18 protein-coding genes are annotated in these 21,576 nt (G+C 43.2%); 6 read left to right on the plus strand and 12 right to left on the minus strand.

Annotated features, from left to right (window positions below):
* The first annotated feature begins 324 nt into the window (after nucleotides 1-324).
* On the plus strand, nucleotides 325-2,571 hold the full coding sequence (locus C8D94_RS13350; RefSeq protein ID WP_115124458.1) for a penicillin-binding protein 1A: 2,247 nt from the start codon (nucleotides 325-327) through the stop codon (nucleotides 2,569-2,571).
* On the opposite strand, the gene C8D94_RS13355 is transcribed toward C8D94_RS13350, so the two are convergent.
* The 8 genes from C8D94_RS13355 to C8D94_RS13390 all read right to left on the minus strand — a co-directional run bounded on the left by C8D94_RS13355 (nucleotide 2,568) and on the right by C8D94_RS13390 (nucleotide 11,939).
* Nucleotides 2,568-3,785, minus strand: a complete 1,218-nt coding sequence (locus tag C8D94_RS13355) for a bifunctional folylpolyglutamate synthase/dihydrofolate synthase (protein WP_115124459.1) — start codon at nucleotides 3,783-3,785, stop codon at nucleotides 2,568-2,570. The two genes, C8D94_RS13350 and C8D94_RS13355, sit on opposite strands and share 4 nt — an antisense overlap.
* Nucleotides 3,786-3,791: 6 nt before the next feature.
* Nucleotides 3,792-6,296, minus strand: a complete 2,505-nt coding sequence (locus tag C8D94_RS13360; RefSeq protein WP_115124460.1) for a VPS10 domain-containing protein — start codon at nucleotides 6,294-6,296, stop codon at nucleotides 3,792-3,794.
* A gap of 71 nt (nucleotides 6,297-6,367) precedes the next feature.
* Nucleotides 6,368-7,060, minus strand: a complete 693-nt coding sequence (locus C8D94_RS13365; RefSeq protein WP_115124461.1) for a hypothetical protein — start codon at nucleotides 7,058-7,060, stop codon at nucleotides 6,368-6,370.
* A 41-nt stretch (nucleotides 7,061-7,101) separates the two neighbouring features.
* Nucleotides 7,102-7,926 (minus strand): energy transducer TonB, encoded by an 825-nt coding sequence (locus C8D94_RS13370; RefSeq protein ID WP_115124462.1) that lies wholly within the window; start codon nucleotides 7,924-7,926, stop codon nucleotides 7,102-7,104.
* A 128-nt stretch (nucleotides 7,927-8,054) separates the two neighbouring features.
* Complete coding sequence (locus C8D94_RS13375; RefSeq protein ID WP_115124463.1) at nucleotides 8,055-8,447, minus strand: ExbD/TolR family protein; 393 nt, start codon at nucleotides 8,445-8,447, stop codon at nucleotides 8,055-8,057.
* Nucleotide 8,448: 1 nt separating this feature from the next.
* Nucleotides 8,449-9,159, minus strand: coding sequence for a MotA/TolQ/ExbB proton channel family protein (locus tag C8D94_RS13380; protein ID WP_115124464.1), 711 nt, complete (start codon nucleotides 9,157-9,159; stop codon nucleotides 8,449-8,451).
* Nucleotides 9,160-9,208: 49 nt separating this feature from the next.
* Nucleotides 9,209-10,681, minus strand: a complete 1,473-nt coding sequence (nhaB, locus tag C8D94_RS13385) for a sodium/proton antiporter NhaB (RefSeq protein ID WP_115124465.1) — start codon at nucleotides 10,679-10,681, stop codon at nucleotides 9,209-9,211.
* Nucleotides 10,682-10,712: 31 nt separating this feature from the next.
* Complete coding sequence (locus C8D94_RS13390) at nucleotides 10,713-11,939, minus strand: Glu/Leu/Phe/Val dehydrogenase dimerization domain-containing protein (protein ID WP_115124466.1); 1,227 nt, start codon at nucleotides 11,937-11,939, stop codon at nucleotides 10,713-10,715.
* A 142-nt stretch (nucleotides 11,940-12,081) separates the two neighbouring features.
* Between C8D94_RS13390 and C8D94_RS13395 the strand changes: the two genes are divergently transcribed.
* On the plus strand, nucleotides 12,082-13,716 hold the full coding sequence (locus C8D94_RS13395) for a hypothetical protein (protein WP_115124467.1): 1,635 nt from the start codon (nucleotides 12,082-12,084) through the stop codon (nucleotides 13,714-13,716).
* Here C8D94_RS13395 and C8D94_RS13400 read toward each other — a convergent pair.
* The 3 genes from C8D94_RS13400 to C8D94_RS13410 are packed head-to-tail and all read right to left on the minus strand — an operon-like array spanning nucleotide 13,713 to nucleotide 15,515.
* The gene (locus C8D94_RS13400) at nucleotides 13,713-14,126 is read right to left on the minus strand and encodes a DUF2452 domain-containing protein (protein WP_115124468.1); all 414 of its coding nucleotides are present in this window, start codon (nucleotides 14,124-14,126) and stop codon (nucleotides 13,713-13,715) included. The genes C8D94_RS13395 and C8D94_RS13400 overlap by 4 nt on opposite strands.
* A gap of 28 nt (nucleotides 14,127-14,154) precedes the next feature.
* Nucleotides 14,155-15,222 (minus strand): anhydro-N-acetylmuramic acid kinase, encoded by a 1,068-nt coding sequence (locus tag C8D94_RS13405; RefSeq protein WP_115124469.1) that lies wholly within the window; start codon nucleotides 15,220-15,222, stop codon nucleotides 14,155-14,157.
* A gap of 53 nt (nucleotides 15,223-15,275) precedes the next feature.
* Nucleotides 15,276-15,515, minus strand: a complete 240-nt coding sequence (locus C8D94_RS13410; protein WP_115124470.1) for a hypothetical protein — start codon at nucleotides 15,513-15,515, stop codon at nucleotides 15,276-15,278.
* A gap of 54 nt (nucleotides 15,516-15,569) precedes the next feature.
* On the opposite strand from C8D94_RS13410, the gene C8D94_RS13415 reads away from it, so the two are divergent.
* Complete coding sequence (locus C8D94_RS13415; RefSeq protein ID WP_115124471.1) at nucleotides 15,570-16,712, plus strand: acyl-CoA dehydrogenase; 1,143 nt, start codon at nucleotides 15,570-15,572, stop codon at nucleotides 16,710-16,712.
* A 184-nt stretch (nucleotides 16,713-16,896) separates the two neighbouring features.
* Here C8D94_RS13415 and C8D94_RS13420 read toward each other — a convergent pair whose 3' ends face one another.
* Nucleotides 16,897-18,795 (minus strand): putative porin, encoded by a 1,899-nt coding sequence (locus C8D94_RS13420; RefSeq protein WP_115124472.1) that lies wholly within the window; start codon nucleotides 18,793-18,795, stop codon nucleotides 16,897-16,899.
* A 107-nt stretch (nucleotides 18,796-18,902) separates the two neighbouring features.
* Here C8D94_RS13420 and C8D94_RS13425 point away from each other — a divergent pair, with 107 nt between their 5' ends.
* The 3 genes from C8D94_RS13425 to C8D94_RS13435 all read left to right on the plus strand — a co-directional run bounded on the left by C8D94_RS13425 (nucleotide 18,903) and on the right by C8D94_RS13435 (nucleotide 21,480).
* A complete protein-coding gene (locus C8D94_RS13425) occupies nucleotides 18,903-19,502 on the plus strand; it encodes a ribonuclease HII (protein ID WP_115124511.1) in 600 nt (199 codons plus the stop codon).
* Nucleotides 19,503-19,616: 114 nt separating this feature from the next.
* Nucleotides 19,617-20,996 (plus strand): right-handed parallel beta-helix repeat-containing protein, encoded by a 1,380-nt coding sequence (locus C8D94_RS13430; RefSeq protein WP_115124473.1) that lies wholly within the window; start codon nucleotides 19,617-19,619, stop codon nucleotides 20,994-20,996.
* A gap of 55 nt (nucleotides 20,997-21,051) precedes the next feature.
* The gene (locus C8D94_RS13435; protein ID WP_115124474.1) at nucleotides 21,052-21,480 is read left to right on the plus strand and encodes a LytTR family DNA-binding domain-containing protein; all 429 of its coding nucleotides are present in this window, start codon (nucleotides 21,052-21,054) and stop codon (nucleotides 21,478-21,480) included.
* The last annotated feature ends 96 nt before the right edge of the window (nucleotides 21,481-21,576 follow it).

Consider the following 21,576-nt stretch of genomic DNA (forward strand, 5'->3'; position numbering starts at 1 on the left):
AAAAATGTGGAAGAGCAGGAAGATGATCGAAAAACTTATAGGCAAATAACCCTGCAAAAGGGTATCTGGAAGGTCCAGAGCATCCCGAGTTCACCTAGGGAGGGTCGGGGGTTCGAATCCCTCAGCGCCCACTTCCAATGAGACTGTCTAAAAAGTTTATACAGATTGTCAAACTGAACTTGTCGAAGTTTTAATATTATTGATAATCAATATATTTCGACAAGCTCAATGTGACATATTAATTGTTTTGATACTTTTAAACTTTGGTTAAAGGGTATAGCAAAACGTAATACATTGTTTTATTTTGTCGTTTCAAACAAAGCGATGAAACTAAACCGTAAACTCACAAAAGTCTTAAAAAAGGTAGGTGGTATCTGCCTGGTGTTATTTGGCGCAGCATGTGTCTTTATGGGCACTGTATATTTTGGACTTTGGGGTGCTTTGCCTTCAAAAAAGGAGCTGAAGGAACTCTCCCAGTACCGCGCATCCGAAATTTACGATGTGAACAATGAGCTTATTGGAAAGTTCTATATCCAGAACAGACAACCCATACCGCTGGACAGCATTCCAGAACATGTAATAAATGCCGTAATCGCTACCGAGGACGCACGATTTTACAATCATAGTGGCATTGATACCCGAAGTATGTTTCGGGTTGTGATAAAATCTATTTTACTCCAGGACAAGTCTGCTGGTGGCGGAAGTACGCTCACACAACAATTGGCAAAGAATCTCTACAAAAGAAAAGATTTCAGCATCTTTACATTACCAGTTGCAAAATGCAAAGAAATTTTTATCGCCAAGAGATTGGAGACCGTTTACGAAAAGGACCAAATTCTTGAGCTCTACCTCAATTCGGCTCCATTTAGTGGTAACACCCACGGCATAGAAAGCGCCGCCCGAAAATTTTTCAACAAATCTACCCAAAACCTGTCCCCTGCAGAAGCGGCGACATTGATAGGCACACTAAAAGCCACCACCTATTACAATCCCTATAAACATCCCGGGCGCAGCGCAGAGAGACGTAATATAGTGCTGGGGCAAATGCAGAAGTACGAGTACATCACTCAAGAGGAATTTCAGAAATTTAAAGAGGATTCGTTGGTTACAGATTTTGCCAGATATGACGAGCAGAGTGGGCTTGCCCCCTATTTCCGTGAAAAATTACGTCAACGTATGCTTACTTGGTGCAAAGAAAACACCAATCTGCTCAAACAGCCCAACTTGTATACCAGCGGACTTAAAATATATACCACGATAGACAAAAAAATGCAGGAATTTGCTGAAGCTGCTACACGTGAGCATCTACAAAAGTTGCAACAACAGTTTGAAGGTGAGTATGGCAACAAAAAACCGTGGGGACAAAAAACCACCCTTTTTAAAGAAAGACTGAAGACAACCCAAGCCTATATAAAACTGAAAGAGAAAGGACTGCCCGAAGATCAAATTCTTGACTCTTTAAGCATAAAACGAAAAATGAACATCTCCAGTTTTGGAAAACAGAAAAAAGTACGTTATAGTACCTTGGACAGCTTGGAGTTTTATTTAAAATCGTTAGCTACGGGAACATTGGTCGTAAACAACACTGGTGCCATTAAGGCCTGGGTGGGCGGTGTAGATTTTGAAAATTACAAGTACGACCACGTACAGAGCAAACGCCAAGTAGGTTCTACCTTTAAGCCCATTGTATATACTGCTGCACTAGAAAATGGCATATCCCCTTGCGATTATATATCTGCACGTGAGGTATCTTATGAAAACCTGAACAATTGGACGCCTTCCAATTCAGGGAAAAAGGATGAAAGTTACATTAACTACAGTGTTAAAGAAGCACTTACCCAATCTATCAATACCGTTTCGGTAAAAATTATTGAACAAACAGGAATCCCCAATGTAGTTCAACTTTCAAAAAAATTGAACATTACCACAAAATTGCCTGAAGTTCCCTCACTGGCATTGGGCACAGCAGAATTGAGCATTTTGGAAATGGCTGGCGCATATACAGCGTTTATTAATGGAAGCCGCGCATCAGCACCTCATTTTTTACGAAAGATCGAGAACGCACAAGGCAAAGTTTTAGAAACCTTTAAGGAAGAAGAACCAAACAAAGAAGCTTTTTCTGAAACTACCAGACAGCAACTATTGGCAATGATGCAAAATGTTGTGAACAATGGTACCGCAAAACGCCTTCGATCTGTTTATGGACTCAAAAACGAACTAGCGGGAAAGACCGGAACCACCCAATCCAACAAAGACGCTTGGTTTGTGGGAATTACCCCAAATCTTGTCATGGTAACCTGGGTAGGACACGACGACCACCGCATAGGTTTTAAAAGCACTAGGTTGGGCCAAGGAGCCAATGCTGCCTTACCCGTTTTCGCAAAGTTTATCCAAAAAATAAATGCCGAAAAAGATTTTACAACCTATACAACAGCAAAATTCCCTAATATAAGTGATGAAGTAAAAAGCACCTTGGATTGCCCACCCACCAAACGTGACGGATTCTTAAAACGCTTGTTTACCAATCCGGACAAAAAGAAGTCTAAAAAATTCAAGGGGAGGAAAAACTAAACCACTTCTGCCACTACAAATGTGCTGCCGCCCACAAAAATCAAATCGGTCGGGGCTGCATTTCTCTTTGCTGCTTTTAGTGCATCTTTGACTGTAGCATACGCTTCGCCATCCAACCCAGATTTTTTTGCCTGCTGCTGTAATATACTCACCTCCATCCCACGTGCAATGTTGGGTTTACAGAAATAATACCTAGCCGTTGTGGGGAACATAGGTACAATTGTATCTATTGCCTTGTCGCCCAACATCCCTAGTACGATGTGCAATTCGTTAAAATCTTCTTCTTGCAATTGCTGTAATACATACTTCAGACCTTCTTTATTATGAGCCGTATCGCAGATTATTCTTGGTTTTTCCTGTACTATTTGCCATCTCCCCAGCAAACCAGTATTAGCGACTACATTTTGAAGGCCTTTTGCCAAGTGTTGAATACCTACACTATATCTTTTTTGCTGTAAGACTTTCATCACTGTTTGTACTGTTTGAATGTTACTTTTTTGGTAATCTCCTTTTAAGTCAGATGGCAACAAAGCTCCTTTGTACTCAAACGCTTTGTAAAGTGTTGCGTTATTCTTTTTTGCAATTTTTTCAAAAACAGGAAGTGTGTGTTTATTGTATTCACCTATTACAACCGGGACTTTTGCTTTTATGATGCCTGCTTTTTCAGTTGCTATTTCGGGGAGCGTTGTACCAAGAAACTGTGTGTGGTCCAAGCCAATATTTGTAATTACCGAAACCTCTGGAGTGATTACGTTTGTACTATCCAGACGCCCTCCCATGCCTACTTCCACAATGGCGATGTCCACTTTTTCCCTTCTGAAATAATCGAACGCCAAGCCCACGGTCATTTCAAAAAAGGAAAGCTGGTTGCTTTCAAAAAAAGGTTTGTGCTTGGTTACGAACGTTGAAACAGTACGCTTGGGAATTACCGTACCGTTTATCTTTATGCGCTCCCTGAAGTCTTTTAAATGGGGCGAAGTATAAAGCCCAACTTTATACCCAGCTTCCTGTAACACAGAGGCAAGCATATGGCTGGTAGAGCCTTTCCCGTTTGTACCTGCTACGTGTACGCTTTTAAATCCATTTTCGGGATGGTTAAGATGTTTGGCAAGCTTTTGGGTATTGCTCAAATCTGCTTTATAGGCCGCTTGTCCCACGCGTTGGTACATGGGAAGCTGCGCAAAGAGCCATTCTAATGTTTCAGGGTACGTGATGGCAGTTTATTTTACGATCAATTTTTTGGTTTGGGTTTGGGTGCCTACCTGTATTTTCAGAAAATAGGTTCCTGCTCTCATATCGGCTATAGGAATGGTACATGTACGTGTATTGGTAATGTTGAGATTTTTCACGTTTCGTCCCAGTGCATCAAACATTTCAATAGAAGCGTTCGTAACATTTTCCGTAAAGGTGATTTCAGTAAAGTCTTCCGCAGGATTAGGAGCAATGGCGATAGTTGCACTTTCAACAACTTCAGAAGTACCCAACACCACTGTTGAGAGATCCAATTTATATATAGACCGCCCATATGTAGCTGCATAAAGGGTCTGGCTGGGTTCATGAATATGCATATCGTTCACCACCACAGAGGGTAAATTCCCATCTATCACTTCCCAAAGATAGGCTTGGGTTCCTGCTCCAAATATACCTACATCGGTTGCCAAGAATACTTTTCCGCTGGCATCCTTTACAATATCGTTAATGGGGATATCTGGCAGCTCTTCTCCAATTGCGCTCCAAGCTTGCCCCCTATTACTGCTTCTATATACATTTCCGTTGTCCTCGCCATACCGATACCCGGAGAGGGTTACAAAAACCCTGTTAATATTGTCACGATCTGCCAACACCTTGGTCACCCAACGGTTAGGAATCCCTATGGAAATATCTTGCCAAGTAGCTCCACCATCTTCGGTTACCCATACATTACCATCGTCTGTTCCTACGTAGATCAAATCACTGTCCAGCGGGGAAACATCTATCGTGGTTATAGTGCCATATACATTATTGCCACCTCCCGAACCATTGGTAAGGTCTGGACTAATGGCCTCCCAACTTCCTGCAGCATTTGTGGTTCTATACAACCTATTGGCTCCGTAGTATAATATTTGTGAATTGTTTGGGTCGAAGGTCACGGGGGTATCCCAATTTTTACGATCACCACCCGCTATACCACTGGTTGCACTGGAAAATGACGCTGCATCGTTAGTAGATTTTACAAAATTTCCTCGTTGCGACAGGGCGTAGATTACGTTGGTGTCATTCTCGTCCACCAAAGGTTGAAAACCGTCCCCACCGTTTATGATACTCCAATCTGTCAAGCCACCTGTTATAGTTCGCACGGTGCTGTTGTCTTGGGCACCGGCATACACTTTGTCCTCGTTTTGGGGGTCTACGTACATACGGTACAATTGTGTGATGGGCAAGCTTACATCTTTTGTTGAACTAGCACCATCATCGTTGCTGTAATACAACCCACCATCGTTGCCCAATAGCACTTCGCCTCCTGTTTGGGCGTTAAAGGCCAATGCGTGCTGATCTACGTGAACGTTTGGAAACGCTGTATTCCACGTGTTTCCACCATCTGTGGATTTTTCAACTATAAAATCTACATTGTAGATCGTATTTTCATCTAAGGGGTCTACATAAATTCCCCTGAACCACCAGTGAAAACCTACATTGGTCAACTGATTTGAATTACGCTCTTGCCAGGAATCACCTCCGTCTTGCGAGCGATATACCCCTTCAATACTTCCCGAAGCATTTGCATAACGGGCGTACAGTACATCGGGGTTGGATTGTGAGATAGCAATGCTTATGCGTCCTTTATCGTTTGCAGCGGTTGGCAATCCGTTGGTCAGTTCGGTCCACGTAGTACCACCATCTATAGAACGGTACAGACCTGAGGTGGCACCTCCAAATACGGTATTTTCGGGTCTTCGCTCCCGCTCCCACATAGCTGCGTAAAGTATTTCGCTATTTGAAGGGTGTATGGCCATATCTATCGCTCCCGTTTTATCGCCAATAAATAATACTTGTTCCCAAGTATCACCCCCATCTTGCGACCTGAACACACCACGGTTATCATCGTTCCTAAAAAGCGGCCCCATTGCTGCCACAAAAACTGTTTCGTCATCATTGGGATCTATCATTACTTTTCCCACGCTACCAATATCTGCTAGGCCTTTTGACTCCCATGTGCTTCCTCCATCTTCAGATTTGTAGATGCCGTCCCCATCGTACACCAAGGAACCCCCACCGGAATTGGGCTCACCAGTCCCCACCCAGATAGTGTTTGTATTATTTTTTGAAATCTCCATATCGCCAATGGAGAGCATATCCATTTCATCGAAAATGGGCTGCCAGGTTGTACCACCATCGGTTGTCTTAAAGATCCCTCCTGAAGCTGCACCCACATAATATGTAGTCGCATTGTCCACAGGTATTTCAATATCGGTTATGCGGCCACCAATGTTGAGGGGGCCCGCAAATTCCCAGACATTCAGTTGGTTTCGCTGCTGCGAAAGCTGTCTCTTTTTCCATGCAATTGCTTCTCTATAGGCTTCCGGTTTTATCTTGCCCCTTGGGTATGCTCGTTGAAGGAACATGAGGTCTGAGGGAAGTTTTTCTGAAATTTCTGAAGTTGGAGTTTTTACGTTTTCTTCAGAAGGATTAGTACAGGAAACGAACAGGAAAACTATTCCGAAGAAAAAATATAGGGAAGATCTCATAGCATTAAAATTTGAAGGCTAAAGATACTGATTATTTACCCAAGCAGTTTGTGAGAATGATACGGATAGATTTAAATGAGCCATTCCTGTTTCTTCAAGAATTCGCTTCTGGAAATCAGGAATCGAACAAACGCAAATTGTGCTATAATTTCAGTTGTATTTATGAGGGCAATCAATAATGTGTTGGTAAATAACAGTTCGTAGACGAGATACCCAATACAAACAATAAAATAACATATACCTACAATAAACAATGTTACTTTCTTGGGGTGTGGGTGAAATAAAGTTACATAAAAGCAACTACCAACAAAACCTACAAATGTTATGGCACCTATAACCGCTGGCACCTGTTCGTTAAATTCTTGCACTGAATAATACACAAGTGCATAGACAATATATAAGATAATAGAAGAAAACAATACCCCCAAGATACCCGTAGTATTGCTGAGTTTTAATTTCGCTGTCTTGAGTACAGGAACCTGGAACAAAATCCCAATTGAAAAGTAAATTGCAAAAAGAATGTTTATAATGGCGTAATAATATTCAAAATTCTTAGCTGTTAAAAATTCGGCGACCATACCAGCTAGGAGAAACATGAGCAACAAACCACTATGTTTCTTGTTTGAAACATAAAAAAAAGTGTACAAGCCTACATGAAATAATGGTTTAATATATAGGGTTTCCTCGTTTCCGAAAAACAAGGATGTTAGTACGGAAACCAAACCAATAAACCAAGTAGTATATCTAGTGTAGGTTAGTAGCATAGTAAGTTGGGACTACCAAAATACTATAAAAATCTAAACAATTACTGGGAGAGGGTAAAATTGTAGATAATCTTCCCTATTTGCTTGGCGGGGGCATTACTATCTGAATTGAACTTAGTAGCCATTGCATTTTCCTTTGCCTTGTCCAACAGGCACTTAGAATTGTTTGTGGTACCTCGCACACCAGGTTGTGCCGCAATCACCTGTCCGTTTCGATTTACCTCTATGCTCACGACAACCTTACCTGCCTCGTTACAATCTTGGGGGTTTCTGGGTTTGTTAAGGGGCTTCCGGCCTCCCAGGAGGTAGTTTCCGTCGCCATCCAATCCCTTGCCAGTGCCGTAATAACTCTGTGCATTGGGATCGCCACTGGGGTCGCCTTTATCTCCGCCACCCTTTGTGTCGTCGCCCTCGCTACCCTTTGCGGTTCCGTCACTCTTGGGGCCGTTAATCAAGTTTGAGAGGGCATCTGTGGTGGTTTTATCTGGCTTTGGCTCCTCTTTTTTGGGAGTTTCTTTTTTGGGCTCTACTTTTTTGGGAGTTTCGGTCTGTTCCTTTTTCTTTTCTTCTTTTTTTATTACGGGGGCCTCCTCATTATCTTGGGTAACCACTTCTTCCTTGATTTCAGATTTGGGCTGTGAAGTGGGCGGTGGTGTGGTTACCTTTGGGGCCGATTTTATGGGCTCTCTGGGTTGTATATCGCCGCTACCCATCTCTGTTGTACCAAAGTTCACCGCTATACCGTTTTCTGGGGGTGGATCCAGATAGGTCATCCCAACATAAAATAATAAAACAAGCAGTATCACGTGCAGGATTACCGTGATGGTCATACTCTTTTTTTTATGTTTGGTGTCCAGAACAGGCATTAGTGACTTTAATTTTTTATGTTTTATTTGCGTGAGGGATTGAATATGCTACCATGTAGCGATGAAAGCCCGACCCGGTTTAGGGTCACGTCCAAATACCTAATCGCTACCAACTATACACTACCCTCTTAATTGGGCCGTACTGCTAAAACGACTTTAAAGTTGTTTTTATTGGCTACGTCCATCACAAAAACGGCATCCTCTATGGGCACGCCTTCTTCAGCCCTTAAAATAATAGTGGGCTGTTCCTGCCCAGCCAAGATGGATTGCAATTCTTTTTCTATGCTGTATTCGCTTACGCGTTCTTTGTTTACGTAGTATGCTCCGTCCTTGGTAATACTTACGGAGGCTTTTTGTTGGTTTGTGGATTTACCTTTGGCCTTTGGAAGGATTAAATCCAAAGCATCTGGCGTAATGGCCGGGGAGGTTAATAGGAAAAAGACCAAGAGCAGGAACACAATATCGGTCATGGAGCTCATACTGAACTCTGGACTTATTTTATTTCTTCCGCGTAGGTTCATATTATGCCGGTTCGTTTAGGAGGTCCAAGAAATCTACCGCGGTGGCTTCCATTTGGTGCACTACTTTATCGGTCCTAACCACAAGATGGTTGTAGCCCATATAAGCTATGATACCAACTATAAGTCCGGCAACGGTTGTTGTCATTGCAGTGTAGATACCTTCGGCCAATGCCCCCATTTCTGCCTGGCCGCTACTTGTGGCCAATTGATGAAATGCAAGCACCATCCCAATCACTGTTCCCAAGAACCCAATCATAGGTGCCGCTCCTGCGATGGTCGCTAGGATACTTACGTTTTTTTCGAGTTTATATACTTCGAGACGGCCTGCATTCTCAATGGCGGTATTGATATCTTCCAAAGGACTGCCTATGCGACTTATGCCTTTTTCGGTGAGTCTTGAAACGGGTGTATTTTGTTGCGCGCATAGCACTTTTGCTGCTTGTACATTGCCATTGGCCACATTGTCGCGTATCTGGTTCATAAAATTACTGTCCATTTGTGAAGCAGCCTTAATCGCGAACAAACGTTCAAAATAAATATAGACCGCTACAAACAGCAGGATGAACAGGACTCCAATGATGATCTGGGCACCAAGGCCACCGTTCATTATCAATTCTAAAACTGAAAGCGTTTTTTCTTCGGGTGCAGCATCGGTGAGTTGCATAGCGTTGGCTGCATTTTCAACCTCGTCTTGAAGCAAGAAATTGGTCATAGATTTGTTTTGGTTTACAATACTAACGTAAAAAAGTTTCAATAATTATTTAGAGGAACATAATAACCCCCAACAACCCAACAGCACCAAGTACAATGGTGTAAGGAAATGCCATTTTCACCATTTTGATATAATTTAGGTTGATCAATGGTGCCAAGGATGAGGTGAGCAGAAACAAAAAGGCTGCCTGCCCATTTGGGGTAGCAACACTAGGTAGGTTTGTTCCTGTGTTTATGGCAATGGCTAGGTGGTCATATTGCTCTCTTGTAATTACGCCATCCAAGAAAGCCTGTTGCACTTCACCAATGTATACTGTGGCCACAAAAACGTTATCGCTTATCATAGAGAGAATTCCGTTGGCCGCATAAAATATGGCGGGTTGTTGTGAAGGCGGGTGGTTCAGTGCCCATTCTATGATAGGCTTAAAGAGGTGCTGGTCGTGAATCATTGCAACAATAACAAAGAACACTACCAAAAGGCCTGTAAAGGGCAGGGCTTCTTCAAAGGATTTACCAAGACTGTGCTCGTCCGTAATACCCATAAATGCTGTTTGAAGGATGATCAATGCCAACCCAATAAATCCTACCGGGGCCAAGTGCAGCGCCAACCCTATAATGAGGAATATGGCGGCTACCGCCTGGACTATCAGGCCATTTTTTTCAGACTTTGTTCTTTTTGCATCTACTTTTTCGGTATATCCTTCGATGATTTGCCTAACAACTGGAGGCATCTTGGCTCCAAAACCGAACCATTTTGTCTTTTCAAGCAATGCGGTGGTTAACAATCCTGCGAACAATACAGGAATGGTTATAGGTGCCATACGCAGGAAAAATTCTATAAAGTCCCATTCCATTTTGGCTCCAATAAGCAGGTTCTGTGGCTCGCCCACAAGTGTACAAACCCCTCCCAACGCTGTTCCAACTACACCGTGCATCACCAAACTGCGTAGAAAACTCCTGAATTGCTCCAAAGTTTCCCCACTAAGTTCCTTGCGGTCTGCAATGCCATCTTTATTATAATCTGTTTCCGTGCTGGAATGTATTTTATGGTACACTCCGTAAAACCCAACACCAATACTAATAATTACCGCTGTTACCGTAAGGGCGTCCAGAAAAGCTGAAAGCACTGCGGACAATAGCACAAACAGTAGCGAGAGCACCATCTTGGACTTTATCTTTGTGAACACCTTGCTGAAAATATACATGAGCAATGGTTTCATAAAATAGATCCCCGCTACCATAAACATAAGCAAAAGGATTACCTCTAGGTTTGCAGCTACCTCAGCATAGGCCGCATCTGGGGAGGTGAGTCCCAACGCCATGGCTTCAATCGCCAAGAGTCCACCACTTTGCAATGGGTAGCATTTTAAGGCAAGCGCGAGCGTAAAGATAAACTCACCTATAAAGAGCCAAGCTGTTATAACTGGGCCCAACAGGTAGAAGCTCACGATGTTAAAAATAAGAAATGCTATCATGGTGTACTTAAACCATCGCGGACTAGTGCCTAAAAAGTTTTTGAACATGTGAAGTTGTTTTTTTGTTTAAAAAATGATTTTATAATAATTGTTTCAAAGCGATTTCAAAAGCAGTCTTGCTAATATTCGTCTTTGTGCTGTTATTGTCGAATGTATTTTGAATCGCATTGCGTATGGTCATGGAGGTATCATTAAAGATAGCCTCATCTGTCATCTGTACTTTGCGCTCCATAAAATAGGCAAACACTCTTGCCATGCCACAGTTTGAGATAAAATCTGGGATAAGGCTTACGCGTTCATCGGTATACTCCATAATGGGACCGAAGAAAATTTCTCTATCGGCAAACGGTACGTTGGCCCCACAACTTATTACTTCGAGACCGGTATCTATCATTGCTGAAATTTGTTCCTTGGTAATTAATCGTGATGCCGCACAAGGGGCAAACACTTCACATTCCAGCGTCCATATCTTTTCGTTTATTTCTTCAAAAGGCATCATCTTTTCTGCCACTAAGGTGTTTCCGTCCTTGTTCAGAAACAATTCTTGTACCTCTTCAAAACTGAAACCGTCCTTGTTTATAATGCCGCCTACCCTATCGATAATCCCGACCACTTTGGCTCCCATTTGGGAAAGGTAATAGGCCGCAGCCGCTCCTACATTTCCAAAACCTTGTACAATGGCATGTTTCCCCTTTACCGAACCTCCGTATATTTCATAATAATGGCGCACTGCTTCGGCAACTCCATAACCGGTAATCATATCGGCCACCGTATATTTTCTTGAGACGTCCGGAGAATAATCGCTATTTTCCAGGACCTTTATCACTCCTTGGCGCAATTGGCCAATTCGGTTTATCTTGTCGGCTTCGGTCGGGGTAAAATGTCCATTAAAGACACCTTCCTGTGGGTGCCATACGCCGCTTTCCTCGGTAATGGGGATTACTTCATGAATTTCGTCCACGTTAAGGTCGCCTCCCGTTCCGTAGTAACTTTTCAGCAATGGAGATACAGCTTTGTACCAACGTTCCAGCACGCCTTTTTTACGCGGATCCCTTGGATCGAAGTTGATTCCAGATTTTGCACCACCTATGGCAGGACCCGACACGGTAAACTTTACTTCCATGGTTTTTGCCAGGGAGAGCACCTCGTTTTCGTTCAGTCCCGGGCGCATACGCGTACCGCCGCCAGCAGCACCCCCCCGCAAGGAGTTGATGACCGTCCAGCCTTCGGCTTCGGTTTCTGGATCGTTCCAATGGAATACTATTTCGGGGTCTTTTTCTTCGTATTTCTTGAGTAGTTCTTTCATAAAAAAATCACTTCGGTTGGTTGTTTGGAAGTAAGGATTACAAATATACTATTTTGAAAAAGGTGCTGTATTATTTTAAGTTTATTTTAAAAGAACTGCTCTGAATTCAAATTTCAGTAACTTTAAAAACAAATTTCTGTGTATGAGAACTTCAGCATTTATTTTCCTCCTTTTGGTTTCAAACGTATGTAGCATTGCACAAGAAAATGATGCTCCAGGATACGGCCAACTCGTACAATTGTTCAAGGAGTGGCGAGATTTTGAAAAACCACCTTTGTTGAATGGTGCACCAGACTATACTACAGCAACCTTTAAAAAACGAGAACCTGAATTTAAAACACTACAGGTCCGCCTGAAATCCATCGACACTACAAATTGGTCCATCCCCAAAAAAGTAGACTGGATGCTGGTTTGGGCCGAAATGAACGGATATGATTTTAACCAGCGCATCCTAAAACCGTGGGAGCGTGACCCTGCCTTTTACAAAACTGTTTGGACCTATAAAAGTGACGTGCCCGCACACGAAGGCCCTACGCACCATGCCGTTTTGGAATTGTGGACGTATTCGTTTCCGCTTTCTAAAACAGAAAGAGACCGACTCATAAATGACCTAAAAGTAATAGCTCCTTTAAACGAACAGGCCAAGATAAACTTGACCGGCAACGCCAAAGATCTTTTTAGTACGGGAATACGGGATATTGAAGGACAGCGCAACGTACTGGCACAACTGAAAAGTAAAGCGAGCATAGCAAAAGACAAAGAACTGGATAGCGCCATAGACAAAGCCACCCAGTCTACCGAAAACCTGGTTTCCTGGCTCAAGGCCGAAGCAAAGAACAAAACGGGACCCTCGGGCATTGGTAAAGAAAATTATACCTGGTATCTGCAAAATGTCCACTTGGTCCCACTTACTTGGGAAGACGAGGTGATGATCTTAAAACGCGAACTGGCACGTGCATGGACATCATTAAAACTAGAAGAGCACCGTAACCGAAACATACCCAAACTAAAAGCTGCGAACTCAGCAGCCGCATATAATGCGCTTGCTGAAAAATCGGCACAGAGTTTTCTGAAATTTTTGGACCAACAGGAAATACTCACCGTGAAACCCTATTTTGAGCCTGCGCTGCGAGCACATCTGGGCGAATACATTCCCGAAGAGAAACGGAACTTCTTCAGGATCGGGCAACATTACGATCCAAGGCCACTCTACTCACACTTTTATCATTGGTTCGAGCTGGCACGCATGGAATACGAACCCAACACCAGCGAAATAAGAAAGGATGCTTTGCTCTATAATATATTCGACTCACGCAACGAGGGCACCGCCACCGCAGTTGAAGAGTTATTTATGCAAGCAGGATTTTATGATGACAGCCCACGCACCAAGGAAATCGTGTATATCATGATTGCCCAACGCGCTGCCCGAGGACTCGGTTCGCTATACGCCCACGCCAACGAGATGACCATGGAGGAGGCCGGTGGCATCCATAGCGAATACACTCCAAGAGGCTGGATGAAGACCGAAAAGGAACTATTGATTTTTGAACAACATTTATACCTGCGCCAACCTGGCTACGGCACGAGCTATATCACTGGGAAATATCTATTGGAACACGCAATCGCAGATTATGCCAAGATGAAAGAAGACAAGGGCGAACCTTTTGTACTAAAAGATTTTTTTGATGAATTGAACAGCATTGGCAATATCCCTATCTCGTTGGGGCATTGGGAAATGACGGGATATGCGGAGCATTTAAAGGAAATAAAAGATTAGCCTTTTACTTGCTCCCAAAGTTTATCGGTGGTCAATTTAAAAGTACCTACGAAATCCCAAGAACATTCTTTGGGTGAGATAATGGAAAGAAACGGTTCGCCATTCTTGTCTCTGTACAAATGATACACCTCGCCAAGCACAGGCTCAAAACTGAATTTGGCGGTATAGATCAGGTTGTTGTATTCAAAGGTCTCCATCATCGCTTCGTATTCTTTTTTCAAGCTTTCAAATTTTGTCTTGAAATGATGGTTCACCTTGTGGACGTTGGTGTTTTTCCAGGTAGTAACATCGTCTACCTTAATGGCAGGTGCTCCTAAATTTGTTGAATACGGTTTTAAAGCAGCATCGTAGCTTCCTTTTTCTCCATCAAAAACAACTTGGTCTGGTTTTTTGGGTTCTTTTTTGGACATAGCACCACAAAGATACGAAGCCCTTGAGCTACCTAAAAATTTTTCCGCTGCTGTGGTCCTGGCTGGCCCCCGTAACACTGGCGAGACAGTTTATCTCACCCCGTAATTTAAGTACCCCAAGCAGACCAAAAATGAGCGCCTCCTTATATTCAACCAGTTTTGGCTCTGGGAGGACCACCTCAACGCTCTTGTGGTAGCGCAAACGCTCTAAAAGAAAGTCATTATAGGCTCCACCACCCGTTACGAGTATGGAGCTACCTTCTTCAAATTGCTGGGCCAATTGTTGCGCCACGTGTTCGGTAAAGGTCGCGAGGGCATCTTCTGCTGAAATGTCAGCTTTTTCAATAACGGGGAATACAAATTGCTGCACCCACTCCAATCCCAATGATCTGGGAGGCTCTTGCTTATAAAATTGAAGCTTGTTCAACACATCCAATACATTGATATCTATTGTGGCTCCTCTGGCCACCATACCCCCATCGTCGTAGGGAAGGTCCAGTTGTTCTGCCAAAGCGTTCAATACAATATTCACGGGGCAAATGTCGTAGGCAATGCGGGAACCGTCTTTCTCAAAAGAGCAATTCGCAAATCCTCCCAAATTGAGGCAGTAGTCGTATGCTGGGAAGAGCAGTGTGTCGCCAATGGGCACTAACGGGGCACCCTGCCCACCCAGTTGCACATCCCGGACCCTAAAATCGCAAACCACTGTCTGTCCGGTGAGTGCTGCAATTTCGGGCATGTTGCCTATTTGTAATGTTATTCCCTTTTCTGGTTGGTGCAGGATGGTATGGCCGTGGCTACAGACAGCATCTAGGCTTTCAATGGCATTCTCAGCCACAAAGCTGGAGATTGCTTCAGCAAGGTACACCGTATAGTCTTTGTTGAGTGTTTTTAATCTGCCTTCGGAAAAATGGACGGCCTCCTTTAAAATAGCCACCCATTCCGAAGGGTAGGGAATGGTCTTGGCCCTCCCTATTTTAAACGTCCAAGTTGCTTTATCTGAAACCTGAAAATCCAGTTCAGCAAGATCGATACCGTCCAGCGAGGTGCCGGACATAACCCCCAAGACCCGATATGTATTTTTTTGTGATGACATAGTTTAAAGGTACTATGCAGGGGGCAAATACACAACAAAAAAGAAATCCCGAATTACAATGCTTTATATAGCAGCATTTTTTTGGGAATGAGACGATTGGAATCACGACCGCTAGCTAAAGCTAGTTGCACGAACCACAACATAAAGCCACGATTAGCAACTATGTCGTGACTCGTGCAGTCTGCCTTGACGGACGTATCGTGCATCCAATCGTCCTTGTTATCAAACTTGTCCTTGTAATTTAGACCTTCTAATTTGAGATTTATCAATAATAAGGTATCTTTGCACGGCATTTCTGAAATAGTTTCAGTACAGTGCCATTTTTACGAACATTTCAACAAAAAGCTATGGATTTTTCTCTTTCCGAAGAACACTTGATGATACGCGACGCAGCTCGTGATTTTGCCAAAACCGAATTGCTCCCAGGTGTTATTGAGCGTGACAACAAACAAGAATTCCCTGCCGAACAGGTACAAAAAATGGGCGAGCTAGGGTTCCTAGGGATGATGGTAGACCCCAAATACAACGGTGGCGGTATGGATACCGTGAGCTACGTGTTGGCCATGGAAGAGTTGAGCAAGATAGATGCTTCGTGTTCGGTAATTGTTTCGGTAAACAACTCCTTGGTATGTTACGGCCTTGAAGCCTACGGAACCGAAGCACAAAAAGAAAAATACCTTAGCAAACTGGCAACAGGTGAAAAATTGGGAGCTTTTTGCCTCAGCGAACCAGAAGCTGGAAGTGATGCTACCTCGCAACGCACCACAGCCATCGACAAAGGAGACCACTACTTGTTGAACGGAACCAAAAACTGGATCACCAATGGGGGCACGGCAGATTACTACTTGGTCATTGCCCAAACCGACAAAGAGAAAAAACACCGCGGTATCAATGCCTTTATCGTGGAAAAAGGTTGGGAAGGTTTTGAAGTGGGACCAAAAGAGGACAAGTTGGGAATTCGTGGTAGCGACACCCATACCCTCAACTTTAACGATGTAAAGGTTCCTAAGGAGAATAGGATTGGTGAAGATGGTTTTGGTTTTAAGTTTGCGATGAAAACCTTGAGCGGTGGCCGTATTGGTATTGCTGCACAGGCGTTGGGGATTGCCTCAGGAGCTTACGAGCTTGCCAAGGAATACTCTAAGCAACGTAAGACTTTTGGCACCGAAATTTGCAACCACCAGGCCATCGCATTTAAATTGGCCGATATGCACACCCAAATCGAGGCTGCACGTCACCTCGTAATGAAAGCCGCTTGGGACAAGGACCAAGGCAACAATTACGATATGAGCGGTGCTATGGCAAAACTATACGCCAGCCAGGTGGCAATGGACGTTACCGTAGAAGCGGTACAGGTGCACGGCGGTAACGGATTTGTAAAAGAGTACCACGTAGAGCGATTGATGCGTGACGCAAAGATTACCCAGATTTACGAAGGAACCAGCGAGATACAAAAGATCGTGATCTCTAGGGGGTTGTTGAGGGACTAGTGACTCACTCCCCTAAATCCCCTCCCCAAAGGAAAAGGGGACTTTAAAAAAATATAATTCCAAACCCGGCTATTTGGTCGGGTTTTTTATGTGGGCGAGACCCCCATACGCAACTGCCAGCGAACGGGTCGGGCTATTCGCTACCAGCCATCAGCAGAGCGTCCTACCGCCTACAACCTGCCAACTAAAGAAAGAAATTCCAAACCAACCCGAAACGTATCACCGCATCGCGGTATGGATAGGTAGGTGCCGAAAAATGGTTGTTCGTGCTGTTGAACAACTGGTTTATGTGCTCGTACTTAAAGTAGATCCTTGTTTGGCGTATCTTGGCGTTAAAGAAAACATCTACCAACGGGAAGCCACCTAGTTTTTGGTCGTTCTGCACGTAGAACTCTGCCAGGACAGGATCGTAGGCATTCATAGTGTACTCGGTGAAGTATTTAAAGGTGATACCTGTTTGGATAAAGGCCGCTTTTTTAAACCATTCGTCTTGGTAGTATAAGCTTTGTCTGGTAACGATTTCAGGGACATTCAGCACCTCACCTCCCGAAATTGCTTGCTGGAACAACACCGTGTTCATCAAGGCAAATTTTTTGTAACGGAACTCCTTTTCGGCTTTCACCTTTATATAATCCACCCGCTCGCTGAACTGTTGTGGCGTTGGGGTAGAATCGTTGGGCTGTATGGTAAAATAGGTATAATCGTCAATACCCGTATAGGTTACCGAGGCATCCAACAATTTTTCGGATTGTAACTTAAAATTCAATTCCTGTGTCTTTACATTATTGAAATTGGTCTGCCAATTGTAGTTCACATAATCGCTCTGGTACAGCAAAAAGTTGAAATTGGGCGCGCTGGAATGGATACTCGCCGAAGCTTCCACCCTATTGGTCTCATTAAAGCTGAAAGAAGCCGCACCCTTTAAATAAGTAGCGTCGTAATCTCCCGCTACGTTTATAAAACCTTCGCCTTCCAGTGCGAAGCCCCTATATTGTTTTTTGTAGTTGGCACCAGCCGTTAGTATATCCCCCTGTAACCTGTTGGGAATACGGCCCTCGTCAAAAATAATGACCGAGTTATAGCCGTAATTAAAATTTGTGTAACTAACATACGCCCCAATTTTTCCTAAAATGGAATTGTCCAACTTTGCAAATGCCTGGGCGTTAAAATCCTCGAGGGTGGTTTCTTTTTTTAGGTCGGCACTTTCGTAACTATCGCCAAAACCGTTAAAGGGAGCTGTTTGCCTGTATTCGTAAAATTTGTCCTCGTAGCTTATCTGGTTTCCAATGGCAAGCACGTTATGGCTCAAGCTATCGCGCTGGCTTATGAGTTCGTATTGATGGTCGCCATAAAACCGAAGCCCTTCCAATTTGTTTTCGGCATTTTCAAAATTTACGTCCAGCCTTCCGCGGTCGTCAAAATCGCCTTCATCGCTGGCAAAGAGCGCCAGGGAAGTGGCTGGTAAGCCCCCGTTTTCTTCATTCAGGATATCCTGCGCCACAATGTGTCCTCTAAACCTATAGCGTTTGTTCTTGGTGTGATAGTTTGTGGTAAACCTGAAGTTTCCCGTACTGGCCAACGATTGCTGGTACAGCCCCAAGGAACGCAACCCTTTGTAAGAAATACTAAAATTGAACTGCTCGTTGGTATTTACGGTGAAAAAAGCATCCAGTTGTTGCCCCTGCTCAAAGGCGGTCTTGAAGTACAGTTCGGTCAAGGGTGTGGGAACGCTGTAATAGGAAATATCTTCAATTTGTTCAAAATTGAAATGATGGCTTTGCGCCACAAAAAGCGGTTTAAAGTTTTTTCTGCTGAAATCGTACGCAAGCGTATTGTAGGTCTGCCCCACATTGGCAAAGGGCAACAGCTCGAAAGTATCCTTACGCAGATAATTGAACCTATATTCCTTTTGAATGCTTAGCGTAGTATCTACATAGGTGGTATCCCAGTCGTGGCTAATTATCTTGTAGAGCTCTATGGGCGGTTTTTCCTTTTTCTGGTTTGGTGCATCGGCTTCATTTTCCTGCGAAAATGCAAGGGCCGGAACACAGCACAACAACACGAAAAGGAGTCTATTTTTCATTCAAATTATACTAAGCGGTAAAGGTACTATTTCAATCGTGAATTCAGAATTAGGATTTCAGAATTTTGAACCCACTGCCTATTCCCTATATTTGTTGGGTATTTGCTATGCTTCAACTTAAAATAAACAAACACCTATTGGAATGTGGTACCGACGAAGCCGGACGGGGCTGTCTTGCCGGGCCGGTAACTGCGGCCGCGGTAATCCTTCCGGACGATTTTAGCCACCCATGGCTCACCGATAGCAAACAGCTCACAGAGAAAAAACGTTTGGAACTGAAATCTATTATAGAAGCCGAAGCCATATCGTACGCCTTCACCCACGTAATGATGGACGAGATAGACAGCATAAACATTTTGAATGCCTCCATACTCGCCATGCACCGGAGTATAGAAAAACTATCACAAGTCCCACAGTTTATAGCCGTGGACGGTAACCGTTTTAAGTCTTTTGCCAAAATCCCCTTTGAGACCGTAGTAAAGGGCGACAGTAAATACCTGCATATTGCCGCGGCCTCTATCCTTGCAAAAACTGAAAGGGATGCCTTTATGAAGCATATTGCCACCCAATTCCCACAATACCAGTGGCAACAAAACAAAGGCTACCCCACCAAGGCACATAGGGAAGCTATAAAAAAATTGGGGGCTACCCCCTACCACCGAAAGAGTTTCAGGTTGCTTCCTGAACAATTAAGTTTACCCTTGTAATTATACATACAAAGACATATACCTCCATTCAAGGCGGATAATTTCTGTTTACATACACTTTTTTTAAGATACAGATTCCAAAATTTACTTTTAGGGGAACTTAAATTAAGGAAAATGAAAAAAATTACCACCCTACTATTTATTATGGTCGCTTTTAGCAACCTTACTGCTGCGGACCTTCTTGTTCCCTCGCAGTATAGCACCATACAAGCCGCAATTGACGTGGCCAATACCGGAGATGTCGTTATCGTATCTCCTGGAACATATTTCGAAAATATCGATTTCTTGGGGAAAGCCATACTGGTTACGAGCACATTTCATCTTAGCCAAAACCCACTCGATATTACTAACACTATAATCAACGGTAGCCAACCAACGGATCCTGAGTTTGGCAGTTGTGTAAGTTTTGTAAACGGAGAGATAGAAGACTCTATTTTAAAAGGATTTACGATTACTGGTGGCACAGGTACCAAAACATACAATCCTTCCGAAGATTTATATTTTAGGACTGGAGGAGGCATCCTTATTAACGAATCCAGCCCAACCATTGTTCATAACGTAATTCGCAACAACGAAGCCATTGCCGAAGCAGGTGTTTTTGGGGCAGGAGGCGGCGGGATACGCATGGGGTTTGGCGTACCTGTTATTGAGAACAATGTCATAAAAAACAATACTGGAGGATATGCAGGGGGCATCATGATCGCCTACTGCGAAGGCGCTGTACTGAAAAATAATATTATCGCAAACAATACTGCCACAGGGTCGTTCAATGGTGGCGGTGGTGTTTACGTAGATTGGGAGCCTATAACCCTAGAGAACAATACGATAGTTGGTAACTATTCTGGAGACAGAGGGGGAGGCATTATAAGCACGGGAACTACAACCATAATTAAAAACTGTATAATTTACGGTAACGAGGCTGCAGTTGACGCAGATCAAATTTTTAAGCGATTTGGAGGAAATGCCGAGACCACCTATTGCAATATTGAAGATGGGTTTGATGGAACAGGCTCCGAAGAAGGAAATATTGATGAAGATCCTGAGTTCATCAATACAAATAATTATTATTTACAAAGTTCTTCCCCATGTATAGATGCAGGCAATGCAGACCCAAATTTCAACGATATTGAAGATCCCAACAACCCTGGGAATGCATTATTTCCAGCAATGGGGGGCCTTAGAAACGATATAGGCGCCTACGGGGGTGCAGGAGCAAGTGAAATGCTATCGGTCACTGAAACTTTTTTACCTACAAAATTTTCAATAAAAGCTTCAAACCCTTATGACAACAGTGGTTTACATATTACTGTGGCAAAAAACACACAAGCCGATATTTGGTTTTACTCACTGCTTGGACAACCAAAACTATTGGCGAAAGAGATATCCCTTACTGAAGGAAATAATATCATTAAAGTTGAAATCCCAACCAGTGGATTGGTTATCGTGAGAACGGTGAATGGGCACAGTGCTACAACAAAATTATTTAAAGAATAATTATGCGTTACTACATAAATTTGCTGATAGGTAGTAATGGGAGTACTTTTAGGTTATGGCTTTACAGCATATTACAAATCAAGAAGAAACTCCCAATATATCGGTATTGCATGTAGTACCAGATACTAAAGGAGCAACGTTAAAAAACACTTATAAGCTTCGGTTTTTTGGTCGGTTACACAACTCTTTATATTCTATTCCTTGTAGTGAAGTAGGGTATCTTTCGGCAGAAGACAACACAACCGTTTTAGTGACAAAAGCTAGTAAAAAGATTTTTGTACAGGATAGTCTTGATGGGCTTGAGAAGAGCGTAAACCCAAAGTTATATTTCAGAATAAACAGAAAAATACTGCTTCACATAAATAGTATTACCCAATTAACAGTTATCTCAAAAAGCCGAATTAAGGTTACGCTACTGGATAAAAGCCAACATATGGTAAGTAGAGCTAAAAACGGCAGCTTTAAAGCATGGCTCGATTTATAGGCAACTGTTGAAAACCCGTAAATAACCTTTTACATTCTACACTAAAAGCCCTGCAATCCTTCTTATTTTTGTAGTAATGGTCGCTATAAAAAATTT

Source organism: Marinirhabdus gelatinilytica (assembly GCF_003353425.1).
GTDB lineage: Bacteria > Bacteroidota > Bacteroidia > Flavobacteriales > Flavobacteriaceae > Marinirhabdus > Marinirhabdus gelatinilytica.

Coding starts and splice junctions, on each gene's coding strand:
- C8D94_RS13415 (WP_115124471.1), top strand. CDS start 15,570: ATGGATTTTTCTCTTTCCGAAGAACACTTGATGATACGCGACGCAGCT.
- C8D94_RS13365 (WP_115124461.1), bottom strand. CDS start 7,060: ATGCTACTAACCTACACTAGATATACTACTTGGTTTATTGGTTTGGTT.
- C8D94_RS13375 (WP_115124463.1), bottom strand. CDS start 8,447: ATGAACCTACGCGGAAGAAATAAAATAAGTCCAGAGTTCAGTATGAGC.
- nhaB (WP_115124465.1), bottom strand. CDS start 10,681: ATGTTCAAAAACTTTTTAGGCACTAGTCCGCGATGGTTTAAGTACACC.
- C8D94_RS13410 (WP_115124470.1), bottom strand. CDS start 15,515: ATGCCGTGCAAAGATACCTTATTATTGATAAATCTCAAATTAGAAGGT.
- C8D94_RS13420 (WP_115124472.1), bottom strand. CDS start 18,795: ATGAAAAATAGACTCCTTTTCGTGTTGTTGTGCTGTGTTCCGGCCCTT.
- C8D94_RS13395 (WP_115124467.1), top strand. CDS start 12,082: ATGAGAACTTCAGCATTTATTTTCCTCCTTTTGGTTTCAAACGTATGT.
- C8D94_RS13435 (WP_115124474.1), top strand. CDS start 21,052: ATGGCTTTACAGCATATTACAAATCAAGAAGAAACTCCCAATATATCG.
- C8D94_RS13380 (WP_115124464.1), bottom strand. CDS start 9,159: ATGACCAATTTCTTGCTTCAAGACGAGGTTGAAAATGCAGCCAACGCT.
- C8D94_RS13350 (WP_115124458.1), top strand. CDS start 325: ATGAAACTAAACCGTAAACTCACAAAAGTCTTAAAAAAGGTAGGTGGT.
- C8D94_RS13425 (WP_115124511.1), top strand. CDS start 18,903: ATGCTTCAACTTAAAATAAACAAACACCTATTGGAATGTGGTACCGAC.
- C8D94_RS13370 (WP_115124462.1), bottom strand. CDS start 7,926: ATGCCTGTTCTGGACACCAAACATAAAAAAAAGAGTATGACCATCACG.
- C8D94_RS13405 (WP_115124469.1), bottom strand. CDS start 15,222: ATGTCATCACAAAAAAATACATATCGGGTCTTGGGGGTTATGTCCGGC.
- C8D94_RS13430 (WP_115124473.1), top strand. CDS start 19,617: ATGAAAAAAATTACCACCCTACTATTTATTATGGTCGCTTTTAGCAAC.
- C8D94_RS13390 (WP_115124466.1), bottom strand. CDS start 11,939: ATGAAAGAACTACTCAAGAAATACGAAGAAAAAGACCCCGAAATAGTA.
- C8D94_RS13360 (WP_115124460.1), bottom strand. CDS start 6,296: ATGAGATCTTCCCTATATTTTTTCTTCGGAATAGTTTTCCTGTTCGTT.
- C8D94_RS13400 (WP_115124468.1), bottom strand. CDS start 14,126: ATGTCCAAAAAAGAACCCAAAAAACCAGACCAAGTTGTTTTTGATGGA.